Source organism: Deltaproteobacteria bacterium (genome assembly GCA_030654105.1).
Taxonomy (GTDB): Bacteria; Desulfobacterota; SM23-61; order SM23-61; family SM23-61; genus JAHJQK01.
In genome coordinates this window covers 1-12,856 of sequence record JAURYC010000001.1, presented here as the reverse complement: position 1 = coordinate 12,856, position 12,856 = coordinate 1, and the positions used below count along the sequence as shown (strand labels likewise).

General features: G+C 49.7%; 12 protein-coding genes. 3 read left to right on the top strand and 9 right to left on the bottom strand.

Translation table 11 applies throughout. The annotated features are described in order from the left end of the window. Positions 1-551, top strand: a 551-nt coding sequence (locus Q7V48_00060; protein ID MDO9209137.1) for a DUF1850 domain-containing protein, incomplete at its 5' end; no start/stop codon positions are given. A 10-nt stretch (positions 552-561) separates the two neighbouring features. Here Q7V48_00060 and Q7V48_00055 read toward each other — a convergent pair. Next, the gene (locus tag Q7V48_00055) at positions 562-1,983 is read right to left on the bottom strand and encodes an FAD-binding protein (protein ID MDO9209136.1); all 1,422 of its coding nucleotides are present in this window, start codon (positions 1,981-1,983) and stop codon (positions 562-564) included. 182 nt (positions 1,984-2,165) lie between these two features. Continuing rightward, complete coding sequence (locus tag Q7V48_00050) at positions 2,166-5,585, bottom strand: adenylate/guanylate cyclase domain-containing protein (protein MDO9209135.1); 3,420 nt, start codon at positions 5,583-5,585, stop codon at positions 2,166-2,168. 237 nt (positions 5,586-5,822) lie between these two features. Here Q7V48_00050 and Q7V48_00045 point away from each other — a divergent pair, with 237 nt between their 5' ends. Together Q7V48_00045 and Q7V48_00040 are read left to right on the top strand one after the other, a co-directional pair. Continuing rightward, a complete protein-coding gene (locus Q7V48_00045) occupies positions 5,823-6,374 on the top strand; it encodes a biotin transporter BioY (protein MDO9209134.1) in 552 nt (183 codons plus the stop codon). A gap of 340 nt (positions 6,375-6,714) precedes the next feature. Further along, positions 6,715-7,758 (top strand): putative zinc-binding metallopeptidase, encoded by a 1,044-nt coding sequence (locus tag Q7V48_00040; protein MDO9209133.1) that lies wholly within the window; start codon positions 6,715-6,717, stop codon positions 7,756-7,758. A gap of 6 nt (positions 7,759-7,764) precedes the next feature. Here the strand turns inward: Q7V48_00040 and Q7V48_00035 are convergent, their stop codons facing one another. From Q7V48_00035 to Q7V48_00005, 7 genes are all read right to left on the bottom strand, one after another. Then, on the bottom strand, positions 7,765-8,145 hold the full coding sequence (locus tag Q7V48_00035; protein MDO9209132.1) for a hypothetical protein: 381 nt from the start codon (positions 8,143-8,145) through the stop codon (positions 7,765-7,767). Positions 8,146-8,390: 245 nt separating this feature from the next. Then, complete coding sequence (locus tag Q7V48_00030) at positions 8,391-8,666, bottom strand: TIGR04076 family protein (GenBank protein ID MDO9209131.1); 276 nt, start codon at positions 8,664-8,666, stop codon at positions 8,391-8,393. 293 nt (positions 8,667-8,959) lie between these two features. Further along, positions 8,960-9,418 (bottom strand): RidA family protein, encoded by a 459-nt coding sequence (locus tag Q7V48_00025; protein MDO9209130.1) that lies wholly within the window; start codon positions 9,416-9,418, stop codon positions 8,960-8,962. 284 nt (positions 9,419-9,702) lie between these two features. Then, on the bottom strand, positions 9,703-10,224 hold the full coding sequence (locus Q7V48_00020; GenBank protein MDO9209129.1) for a carboxymuconolactone decarboxylase family protein: 522 nt from the start codon (positions 10,222-10,224) through the stop codon (positions 9,703-9,705). A gap of 393 nt (positions 10,225-10,617) precedes the next feature. Beyond that, positions 10,618-11,277, bottom strand: coding sequence for a hypothetical protein (locus Q7V48_00015; GenBank protein MDO9209128.1), 660 nt, complete (start codon positions 11,275-11,277; stop codon positions 10,618-10,620). Between the two features lie 206 nt (positions 11,278-11,483). Then, positions 11,484-11,657: an OmpA family protein gene (locus Q7V48_00010; protein MDO9209127.1), complete on the bottom strand. Its 174-nt coding sequence runs from the start codon at positions 11,655-11,657 to the stop codon at positions 11,484-11,486. Between the two features lie 121 nt (positions 11,658-11,778). Then, positions 11,779-12,856: VOC family protein (locus Q7V48_00005; GenBank protein MDO9209126.1), on the bottom strand; the 1,078-nt coding region annotated here is incomplete at its 5' end.

The following is a 12,856-nucleotide window of genomic DNA, read 5'->3' as shown; positions in this document are numbered from 1 at the left end:
ATCACCCGACCCCGGAAAAACCTAAATCGGTTATGAAAAGGAAAAACATTCCTTTCATCATCCTTCTCTTCTTCTCTTTATTTGCCTATATGGGTTGTCTACCCTATGGCCGGGAAGGCACCTTGGTAGGGATCGATATTCTGAAGGAGGGGGAGAGAGAAGAGGTTCTCCGGGTAAAGGTAAAAGAGGGTTCAACCCTGAGCCTTGCCTTTACCCACTCGTTGTACCATACTCCCCAGATAGAAATTTATACGGTTCTGGCTGAAGGTTTAATTCTCCGAGAGATCCATTTTGGCAATCTTGAAGCGGCCGGGTATTACGATCCGAATCCCCGGGGCGATTTACGTCCGGAAGGGAACCTCTGGAAATTAAAACTTTCATGCCCGATTCATTTCCAGACCGTGAGGATGAGAATTCCTTATACAGGTCCTTTGCGTCTTACCATTGATGGCTCTACTCACTGGGTTCCCCGAGAGAAGGATCAAGGAGCGCTTTTAATTATAAAATTACTCTTCCGTGAATCCATGGAGATAACAGGAGCAAAGAGGTAACCCGACCGCTTTAATCCCTAAGAGATTCCTTGGCAGCTTCCCTTCCGGCGATGCGCCCGAAGGCCAGACATTCTCCCAAATTTCCAGCACCCTGGTAGAGAAGTCCGTAGAGGGAGCCCAATTCCCCGGCGCTGTACAGCCGCGGAATGGGGCGCCCATCGGGGTAAAGGACCTGGGCCTTAGCATTGCGCCGGGGTCCTCCCTGGGTGTTCAGGAGGCAGGGCCATAATTTCACGGCGTAGTAAGGCCCCGGCCCCAAAGAAGCCAGTTTATCTTGGGGACGGTGAAATTCTACATCCTCACCGCGCTGGCAGTTTTGGTTATATTGGTCAACGGTCTTCTCCAGCATAGTTCGGTCCAGGCCTGTTTTTTGGGCCAGGCCAGCAAGGGTATCATCAGCAACGATCCAGCCGCGCCGAATTTCTTTTTCATTATCCTTAGACCAGGCATATCGCCCCCGATTGTATCCTATGGCAGTCACCCCTATCGGGCCAGCTTGGCGAGTGGCTTCGTCGCCAATCAAAAAACAGGGGATACGGGGATAGCGTAAGCTGTGGGGGTCAAAAAAATCGACGAGAAAATTATAGGCATGAATGTCGGCGAATTCCGAGGCAAAGCGCTTCCCTTGCTGGTCCACAAAAATATAGCGGTTGGAGGCCGGGCGGATCATGAAAGCTGCTTCAAATTCGGGAACCTTAAAGCCCAAAAGCGTGGAAACCCCAGACATATGCCAGAGGTCTGCGCCCACCTGCTGGGCCATGCGTACGCCATCCCCCGTGTTCCCCGGCGTCCCCAAAGAATAGTAAGGGTACCCTTTGAGATAGTTCATCTTCATCCACTCATCAAATTCAAAACCCCCGCAGGTGAGGATTATGCCCTTCTTGGCTTGCACGGCCTTTTCTTTTCCTTCCTTTTGAATAATAGCGCCAATCACGGCCCCTTGGGAATCGGTCAGGAAGGCCTTAGCCGGCGATCGGTTCCATACCGCGATGTTTCGGCTTTCCACCCGAGTGCGGAGGAAATTCCAGAAGGCGTTTTCATCCTCCGAGTTGGGTCCGGTTATCATTCGCTTTTCTATGGAATCTTCGCCAGACAGTTGCGGAAAGGCAGCCCCGCCATAGACGTGAGTCCGGGCACCCTGGCTCTCTAACCATTCCCGGTTTTGCAGACATTCTGTGGCGTAGGTCCGGAGCATCTCCCATTCCACGCCACGGGAAACCCGATGGCAGAGGTTCACCAGGTAGCGCATTCCCCTTTCGAAATCTTTCAGGCTGAGGAATCCGCTCATGGAGAGATTGGTGTTCCCCCCGCCTTTTTCCATTTTTTCCACGACCAAGACTTTGGCGCCTGAATCGTGTGCCGTCATGGCGGCGACCGCACCCGCCCCGCCGAAACCGATAATCAAGACCTCGGTCTCCTCATCCCATTTCATGATTTTATCTCCCGGTGAAAATAGGTTTACGCTTCTCGCAGAAGGCCATTTGGCTGAAGTCCTGTTGAAAAAAAATCGAAAGCATAGGCTTCTTTCGCCCCAGCATTCCCCTCCATGGAAAATTAAGGGAGAGTTTTAAGGGTAATTGCCTTCGACTGAGGGGCGTGGCCGGATTTTTAAGTCTAATGTGCTGGTTGGGATTTATATTGCTGCAGCAACTTCTGCGCTTGCGCCCAATCAAACTTGGCCTGGAGTTCTTCAAAGATAGATTCGGCTTTTTCCAAATGGCCGAAATCTTCTAAAAATTTGCCCATTTCCAGATAGGTTAATCCCAGTTCGTACATTGCTCCCAGAGCATCTGCTGCCCCTAAACTCCGTTGCCACCACTGCTGGGCGCGTCCCGGCTTGCCCCGGAGCCACTCCTGCGTTCCTTGCATTCGATAAGCGGCTATCTGCGCCGCCCGGTCGAACTTGGCCTGTTTTAAAGCTATCTTACAAGCCTGTTTGGCCTTTTTCATTGCCACGCCCCTTGCGGGCTCCCCCAGCTGCTCTGCGCTGAGCAGATAAGCCTGGGCCAAGTGAAGGCGCACCGGCACGCAGGAAAAACCTCGCAAGCGATATTTCCTGACCAGTTGACAACCTTCCTCCAATACAGATAGAGCCTGCTGGATATTTCCCTGCCGGAGGTAGCACCTTCCCAGGATTCCGCTGGCAAATACGACAACTTGGTAGTCCGGAACGCTCTTGAGCAGGTCAAGAGCCTGTTGCATCTTCGCTATAGCCTCATCCAATGCTCCCGCTTGATCCAAGGTGGTAGCCAACATAAATAACCCCCAGCCCCACGCCTGGTGATCAGCCGCATCCTGGCTGACTCGAATAATTTCCTGGCAAAGGTTGAGGTGGTCGGTCAAGTTTTCTCGGAACCAGAGGAGGCTTTCAGCCATTTTCACGCCTGCCCACCTGCGCAAATGGCCTGCTTCCCAATAGGCCGTAGCCGAACGCCGATAGTGTTCGAGGGCCCTTTTCCCTTTACCTAAAGCGTGGTGTTCATGAAGCGCCAAGCCAAGATATGCCTGGCCCAGCGCTATGGGTTGCTGAGTTTTTTCTGCCAGAGCTACGGCCCGCGAGTGGTAGAAACGGGCCAGCCAAGGTACAGGAATCGCGTCGCAAACTAGCCCTACACCCATTGAGGCCAACACTCTATCCACAGCAAGGCCGCTTTGCTCAGCAAGATTCAACTCCAAGAGGGAATCCAGCACGAGGCGCTCGGGGTCCATGAAATAGTCCATCCAACCCATTACAGAATAGATGCGACACCGTTCCTGGGCGAACCCATCAGCCCCTTCAGGCAGACGTTTCCACCTAAGCCGGGATGACAACCGGTGTCTGGCCTGGTGGACCAGTTCTTTCCCGATGGCCAGGCGAACGCCCTGGGAAGAAACAGGATAAGGGCTTCCCAGGGAGATCAATGCCCGGAGCAGGTACTCTCGGGCCGACTGGTTCTGCCCGCGCCGGAACAATGCTTCTCCCATCTTGCGTTCCAATATCGCCCGTTGCAAGGGGTCCCAGCGGTTACCGAAGGCACGAGTGTGGGCCGCCAGGGCCTGGCGGTAATGCTCCAAGGCTTCGGCATCTGCCGCTATTTTTCCTGCTTGGTCGCCAGCTTTGAACAGATAATCCTGGGCCTTCTCCCACTCCTCGGCCCGCGTGTAATGGTAGGCCAGCAAACCGTAGAATTCGTCCAGACGGTCCGCAAAGAGTGCTTCCACGCATTCTCCTACTTGCTGGTGCAGCTCTCTTCGTCGCTGCAGCAGAATGCTTTCGTAGGCGGCTTCCTGGACGAGGGCGTGTTTAAAAATGTATTCCAGCTCCGGAATCCGCCTCTTTTCGCGGATGAGTTCAAGGTTCTGCAACTCCGCTAAGTGGCGATCCAATTCTTGGTCTGCCTCCATGATTCCCCGCAGCACGCGATAGAAAAAGATACGCCCGATGACCGAGGCCAGCTTGAAGACTTGTTTCATCTCATCATCCAACCGGTCAATCCGGGCCATGACCACTCCTTGCAGGGTGTCAGGGATGGTGACCTGGGCGACCTGCGCCGTGGCCTGCCAACGCCCCGTATTCCTATCACGGACAAAAGCGCCAAGGTCGATCAGCACCCGAATCATTTCCTCGAGGAAAAAAGGATTTCCTTCGGCCTTATGGAGAAGCCCCTCTCGCAGGCGGGGTATTAAAGCATCGATTGGCAGTAGGTTGTGAACCAGTTGAGCACTCTCCGCCGGAGAAAGGGGTATAAGGGCAATTTCCTTATAGCAGTCGGCATAGTCCTTGACCGCGATCTCCCGCAGGCGGGTTGACGGGGATTCTGAATCAGGGCGGCCCACGCTACATATGAGCAGGGGCACTTCGCGAACGAGGGGCAGAAGGTGTTCCAGCAACAAGGCAGAGGAGTGATCAATCCATTGTAGATCTTCAAAAATAAGGACTAACGGCCGCTCTTGAGCTAATCGGGCGAAAAATCTTCGGGTACTGCGAAAAACCTGACGTCCCATTGTCTCGCCGTCTAAATACTTAACCCGTTCCGCTAAGTTTCCGGGAACGTTCAAAGACAGTAAAGTGGCCAGATACGGAAGAATTTCAGTTGATTCTTCAGGAAATAATGAGCAAATGCGGCGTTCGAGTTTCGCCCACCGTTGCCCTTCGTGATCCTCAGCGGTAATGCCTGTGTCGGCCTGGATGATCTCTAAAAAGGGCCAATAGCTGATGGTCTTGCTGAAGGAGAGGGTACGGCCTTCAAGCCACAAAAGGGATTGGTGGGCCATCTGGCGCCTGACTTCCGCCACCAGCCGGGATTTGCCCAGGCCGGCCTCTCCGCTAATGGATACGAGGCTGCCCTGGCCGCCCAGCAAGCGATCAAGGCAGTGGGTGAAGGAAGCAACTTCCTCATCGCGCCCCACCAGCGGAGAACTGATTCCCCGCCCTTCCAGCCCGCGCCAGGAACCCGGTTGGGCCCGTAGACCCATGAGTTTATAGACCGGAACGGGGTCAGCCTTCCCTTTCACCCGGAGGGGGCCGAGAGCTTTAAAGGAAAAGAGGTGATGGGTCCGCCGGTAGGTGTCCGGTCCGACCAGAATCTCGCCTCGCTGGGATAGGTGCCCCAAATGGGCGGCCAGGTTCACCGCATCGCCCATGACCGAATAATTCTGCTGGCTGCTGGTTCCGATGCTCCCGGCGATGACTAAACCGGTGTTGATGCCAAAGTGGGCTTCCAGATGAAGGCCGTGGGCCGCATTAAACGCCGTGATCGCCTCCTGCATGCTTAACGCAGCGCGGAGAGCGCGTTCGGGGTCGTTTTCGTGGGCGACGGGCGCGCCAAAGAGCGCCATAATTTCGTCGCCGATGAATTTATCCACTGTGCCCCCGTACTGGGTCACAGCCGGCACCAGCTGTTCGAAGCAGGCGTTCATCAAGTCGCGAACTTGTTCTGGGTCCATTGTCTCGGCCAGGCCGGTGAACCCGGCAATGTCGGCGAACATCACAGTGATGAGCTTCCGTTCAGCAGGCAGGTCCAATCTGCCCCTTTTTTTCTTGTTCTCTTCCACCAAGAAACTCCGGAAGTTAAAAAAGGTCAGGTTGATAATTTTAAGATTTTGATGATCTTTCTACTTTGCCAGGGTAAACCAGGGTGGAGCTACAGCGTGCAACTTACTCCATCACTTTTTACCTGTCAAGATATTTCGGATAAGGCAGCATTCCCCCCAGGTTTTAAAAAAGGAAGTTTGACTTTCTCCAGAATCTTTAATAGGATGGAAAACTACTTTTTATGGAGCCGCAAGAAGATGAGAAATAGAATTCGAGCCATCGTCATGGTTTCACTTTTTACCGCCCTCACGGCCGTGGGGGCTTTCATTAAGATTCCCATTCCGCACGTTCCCCTTACCCTGCAAACCCTCATGGTTATGTCTGCCGGTTTAATCCTCGGAAGCCGCCTGGGAGCCTTAAGTCAGCTCCTATATCTGACCATAGGTCTCATTGGGCTCCCGATTTTTGCTCAGGGAGGTGGGCCGGGATACGTTTTACAACCTTCTTTCGGTTTCCTGGTTGGCTTCATCGCCGGAGCTTTCGTCATCGGCAAAATAGTTGAAAAAGAAGAAAGCTTAAGTTTCTCCCGCACGTTGGCCGCCCTGCTCATGGGGCAGGCGGCTATTTATATATTGGGCATCTCTTACCTCTATTTCAACCTCAACTTCATCGTCCATAAACCCGTCTCCATATCCACAACATTAAAAATAGGCCTTCTGGTGTTTATCCCCGGCGATATTTTGAAAACCGTTGTTGCAGCGTCGGTCATGGCTCCTATCCGCAAACGACTTATTCTTATTCGCCAATAACTTGATTGTATAGGAATTTCCTTCTTTCAACTTTAGTCCCGCCTGCGGCGGGATCACTTGAGACACTTTAGGCACTTGACACGTATACTTTACTTTTCTTAATCATGGTTTTAAGACTCTGTGATCTCTGTGTCCTCTGTGGCTAACTTATTGATATTATTAATTTTATTATTTTTGTTTTTCCCCTTGACAGAGGGAGTTTTATTGCCTATTTTTAAATAGGCTCGAGATAAGAAAAGAACCCTCATAGGTTTATTCACTTTCCCCAGCCTTCTTTTTAAACCCTTATAAACTGGCACGCATCAATTGGGCGTTTCGTTATTAAAAGGAAATCGAATTAATGTTTACTGCCAAAGAGATCCTGAATAACTGGGAAACAAAGCTGATGGAAATGAACAAGCCCATCAACGAATTGAACCTGAAAATCGAGGGTACTTTCCTCGAAAAATTAATCGCCCGGCTTTATGCCGAACTGGACCGGAAAGGAATCCTCTTCAAACCAAAGTGTTACCTTACGGATACATGGGGATGCCCCAACAAAGTTCCCGTGATGGGAATTCCCTTTTATTACGCCAATCCTACTCTATCTAAAATTGAAGATAAAATGCACGGAGACTTGGAAGATGAACAAGAACTCATTATGACTCTGCGCCATGAGGCCGGCCATGCCCTTAATTACGCTTACATCCTTTACAAATCAGAAGAATGGCAGGACACTTTCGGGCGTTTTACTGAACCTTACCGGGATTATTTTGATCCCAATCCCAGATCCAGGGAATTCGTCAAGCACCTTTACCAGCAAGTAGGCCAGTATTCCGGTAGAATCTACGCCCAGAAACATCCGGACGAAGATTTCGCCGAGACGTTTGCTGTCTGGCTCACCCCCCGCTCCAATTGGCGCCAGAAATACCAGAACTGGGGGGCTTTAAAGAAACTCCAGTTCGTGGACCGTCTGATGAAAAAAATTGAGGGACGGAAGCCCTTGGTAACCAACGGCCAACTGATCCGCCCCCTCGAAAGCCTAAACTTCACTCTCCTCGAATATTACAATAAGAGCGAGGAACGGTATCGGGAAAAAGCCCAGGGTTATGTCGATGACGTATTGAAAGAAATTTTCAGCACCAACGGCAAGGGGGAAAGGCGAATACCCGCCGGAGGCTTCATTGAAAAGAACCAGACCCAATTGGTAGGGATGATCTCCCACTGGACAGGAGAAGGAGTTTCCTCCGTGGGACCTTTGATTGACAAGCTGGTCGCCCGGGCCAAAGAACTTAACCTCAATCTCAGCCTCCGCCGCCAATCCCGCAAGCTGATCGAGGTCACCGCTTTGGCTACGACCCTGGTCATGAACTATACTTACGAAGGAAAGTTTATCGTCCGCTAAAACCCTTCATTGACTCTTTTTCAGCCATTCTTGGCAGTAGCCTTGTAAATCTCGGATGTAGAACTCGATCAGTTCGATGAGCGGCCCCCGGGGAAGAAGCGCTCCAGCCAGAGTGTATACTTGAAGATGCCTCATGATCTGGTAGTAGAGACTCTGGCTGTCGTGACAGACGCCTACCAGGGGGCAGAGGAAACAATAGTTTTTATAATCGAGGCAAAATAGAATCTTGCCAGAGCCGCACTGGAAGGCTTCTTTATAACGGGCAGGGTCGGCCTTTTCCAAGAGGAAATCGCGGATACGCACCCACTTTTCAATAGCCAGGGCAAAGGGATCTTCGCCTTTTTCGTGGCGCCATTCCATCTCTTCCAAGCCTAACAATTTGACCATCGTTACTTTCTCACCACTTCTTCGTTCTTACCAGAACTCACTCATAAAAATAATCACTTTTACCTTTCTCCCCCAATATTGTTGTACATTCATGTTTTATCAAGGTGTAGAAGTCAACGCGGTTTTGCAGAACGCTTGATTTTGTTTCCTCATAACTGCCCTCTTCTCTTTTAAAGATTCAAGGGTTAATTCTCCGTCATCCCGAAGCATATCACTGGACCCCTGGAACCCTTGATCCTTGAACCCTAATTTTCTAAGACTTCCCTGGAAATCTCGAAAATCACCCTCGTTTCCGGGTCCGGACACTGCAAAGTATAAACATCCTCTCGTCCGAAATCTTTCGGGTCCTTGGCCTTCCCCATCATATATAATGAATACTGGATGGCCCCCAGGGCCACGGCGCAGAGGCTGGTGGTTTCTCTGAGGTTGACCATCGTCCCTTCTATGACGATCTGATCTCCTTCTTTCACGTGGGAACATTTGCTGTCTTTGGCCCTGGCGATCACTTTGTACTTAGCCATCTTTCCTCCGTTTTCATCCCCATTTCATTAGGACGCAGATTGGCGCAGATAAACGCGGAAAAATATCTTTTATATATAACCCCAAAAACAGTGCTTTGGAGCTACAATCTTTATATTGCGCTTTTTATAAGAGCATGGAATTCACTTTTCAGATTGCTTATTCGCAGGCTAAAGCCTGCGCTTACCAGGTCTATACAAATTCAGGCATTTTTTGGGTTTATTATATCCTGAAAATCTGCGTTTACCCTGTCAGCTACTATTTAACGGGGTGAATCTGCGTCCAAAAAAATCCGTTACTCCACTTCCAAAATCATCTCGATCTCCACCGGGATTCCATTGGGGAGAGATTGCATGCCAACGGCCGAGCGGGCATGCTTCCCCGCTTCTCCGAAGACCTCGACCAGCAAATCCGAAGCTCCGTTGATCACCTTGGGTTGGTCTTTAAAATCTTCTATGCAATTGACCATTCCTAAGAGCTTGACCACGCGTTTGACTTTATCCAGATCACCTAAGGTAGCTTTGACCGAAGCCAAACAATTCAGAGCCACGTTGCGGGCTGTTTTGTATCCCTCTTCGATAGTTAACTCTTTTCCGAGTTTTCCGGAGAGAATGGTCTTGCCATCGTTGTAAGGTCCGTGTCCCGAGACAAAAAGAAGCTTCCCAGTTCTAACAGCAGGCACATAATTAGCCACCGGCTTGGGCGCTTCGGGTAACGAAATCCGTAGATCTTTCAATTTCTTCTCGGCATTCATCGAAATCCCCCTTTCTTTCTATTCTGCAAGGCATAGATAAAAATATCTTTTTTACCTCTTAATGTCAATAAATCTTACCCCCTTACTACCCTCGAATTGCTTCAATAAATATTACTCTGAGGCCGCATAAAAAACGATCGTCCCTCTTTTCACAGGGCGTCCCTTTTTTCATTTTTTCTTCAGAAATGCTTGGCGCATTTATCATCCGCCAAGAAATTTTCATGAAACAAGTTCTGCGCATCTGCTCAAACGATATTTTTTTTAATTTTTTAGTTATTCACTCATTATTTAGGATAAATTTGGAGCGCTTCGAGAAAGCGGGAAACGAGGTTATATGCCGCGATTGTGGCAGTGAGTTCTACAAGTTGTTGATCATTGAAGTGCTCGCGGAGAGCGCAAAAGATTTCTTCCGGCACATGGATTTCCTTTGTCATATTGTCCGCATAAGCAAGCACCGCCCGCTCGCGGCTGTCGAACAAACTTGATTCGCGCCAATTCGATAGGGATTCAATCTGATCCTGGCTGAGACCTTCCTTTAAAGCAAAGGGAATATGGGCCTGATATTCGTAACTGGCCCTATTAAGGATACCCACCCTAAGGATTGCCAACTCACGTAGTTTGCCACATAGTTGACATTGCTGGCGAATTGCCGTCAAAAGCTGGAGCCAGCCCGCTGCAATAGGCGGGCTATACAACAACATCTTGTATGGATCTGGTAGCTGCCCACCGCGCTCGGCGCGGATCTGCGCGATGAGTCCTGATAGCTCGGGATGGTCCTGTTCTTCAATGTATGGTAGGCGGGCCATATCTACTCCTTTCTGGGGCAGTAAATTAAAGGGGAAAATCCCCTCGGCCCCCTTTCCTAAATGTAAGGAAATGGGGGACTCTGAATTTTTTCTCTGTTTTTTGCCCCTTGCCCAATCCCTTAGTTTTTCATGAATTCATTGTTTGTTTTTCTTCTCCCCTCCTTGTCTTGGGTCAGCCGCAAAGGAGCCTCGCCAATCATCAGAAGGCCTCGAATCTTCCATAGGAGAAGTCCGGACTTGAACCCTTTTTAGAAAAGTCCGTTGCGGAATCAAAGCTGCAGGTTTAAGGAAAGTCATTTCCCGCCGATTTAGCCTGAGGATGATGGATAGACATCAAAAAAAGCAGAGCCTTCTCTAATCCTGCCTTCGTTATTTAACTCCCTAACCCAGTTATTATTTTCTTTTTGATGGCCTCTGCGGGATCTGAGGCATCTCAAACTTCTGTGGTGTTTCCGTAATCAGGGTCTTTGCTCCAGTCCCATATCCAACAAGCACCATCTCAAGGTCTTGCGAAACGGATTTTACCATCCCATAAGGAGCAATATCTTTATAAACCCAAGTATCGACCACTGTTTGTCCATCTTGGTATTGTATATGTTGGCTCTTAAATGTTCCCGCAGGAACCTTAATCGATTCTGTCCCCTTATCCGTAATCTTTCCTTTTTGTTCCTGCCCTTTAGTAGCCTTAGCCTGCATCATCTGCACGGGCATCTCCATAGCCGGTTCATTACCGCCCTTGAAAATCATTCTCTTAATATTATTCGAGTCATCCGGAGATCCAGAGACAAGCATCTTAGTTATAACCCGTCCTTCCCGCTTTGTTTCTATGACCGTTTCATACCAGTATGCGTCTCCCTCTTTCCCAACAATGGCAATTTTCATCTTTGTAGGTGCCTCACCCTTTGTCGTCATTTGGTACTCTGACCACCCCCCTACCACTGGCTTAAAGTCAGCATAAAATTTGGGGCCTTTGTCCTTTCCAAGCTGGGCGTAAGATAATTGGACAAAAAACAAAACCAATAGAACGGAAACAGCAAAACTCAATTTTCTCATATCGATCCTCCTTTAAAATTAGGGTTGAACCTCTTCCAAGGTATATTCTGATTATTGTTCAATCCATTCCACACGACGATTCTTCGCCCGCCCTTCTTCTGTTTTATTGGAGGTCACAGGTGCCAATGGACCTACCCCATAGGATTTAAGCCTATTTAGATTCCATCCGGAAACTCCCTCTCCCCTCGCGGGAGAGGGGCGGGGGATTAATCAGCCCACGCCTGAGAAAGCTTCATATTATAATCTAACCCTCCAACATTATCCGTATGCCCCACGACATATATTTTGAGGTTCGGATTTTCTGCAAGGAGTTTGGTAATCTCTTTGAGGGCGGGGTCAGATTCAGACTTCACATCTGCCTTTCTATTTTCCTTTTTCATAATATCCTCCTCCTTTTTTTATAAGAGTATTTTTAAATGGAGAAGGTTCAGACATAAAAAAACCCCACTCCTCTGCCTGCGGGGGAACTGGGGGACTGCCTCGGCTCCCGGCTTTATTTTTTCATTTGTTTTTGGTGATTTCGAGCTGGAATCCGCCCATTTGCTCCTGCATAGCCAGATAATTAACCACGGATACGCCGCCCAGCGTAGCTGAATATTCGCTATTAATACCTGCCTTCTTCAAAGCTGCGATGACCTCATCGTAGTCGGCCTGCCTACCGAAACTCAGATGTTGGATACCATTTCCATACTTGTCTAAGAACTTACGGTGGCAGCTCGGACCCGATGCAGGCTTGAGCAATTCAAACTGGATGTCCCCTAAGTAGGCAAAAGCGGCATCATTATGGAGCCCAGGCATTCCTTCCGGGGGCACAGGTTTTTCGTCCAAGAAGGCATCGGTCTTTTTAGCGATCGGCGCAATCCTCCAGGGCCCGATCCCCAAAAGTTGCCAGTAGCGCTTGGCGGCTTTCTGCTCATCTTTGAGTACAATGCCGACTTGGGTGATCCTCTTCCCGCCGGAGAAAAGAGGTTTGTCCATGTTTATGATGCTGGGCCCTCTGTACTCATTAACCAGGGTCAACTGAATATTACTTTCCGTATCTTTCCAAGCAGGACTGATCAACTCGATATAGCATCCCAGATCTTCAACCGTATCCAGGATTGTAAAAGTGGTTGTCTTCCCCAAGCGCCCTTGCATCTCAATGGCGACGCCTGCCTTCTTCAAGGCTTCGACGATCTTGTCATGATCTAATACCGTACCCAGACTGATGTAGTGAAAACCTTCCCCATACTTCTGCAAAAACTCCATATAGGTGCTGGGACCGCTAATCGGCTGGAGAAGTTTAAAGGAACGCCCTCCCATATGGGCAATGGCGACCTTAATAAGACATTCAGCGTCCTCGAGGGACTTATCGTGCAAGATAATCCCTTTCGGCTTGAAATCATAGAATTTCCAGGGGCTCATACCGAAGACCTCGGAAAAACGCTTGGCTACCTTCTCCACATCTTTGACCACCAAGCCGAACTGAACGATTTTCTCCGCTGACAAATTTACAACAGGTTTTACAGGCTCTTGAGCCCCGGTTGTGCCCATAATGAATTTTGATGGCTTCGTAAAAAGTCCATCTGCGGCGTTGCGC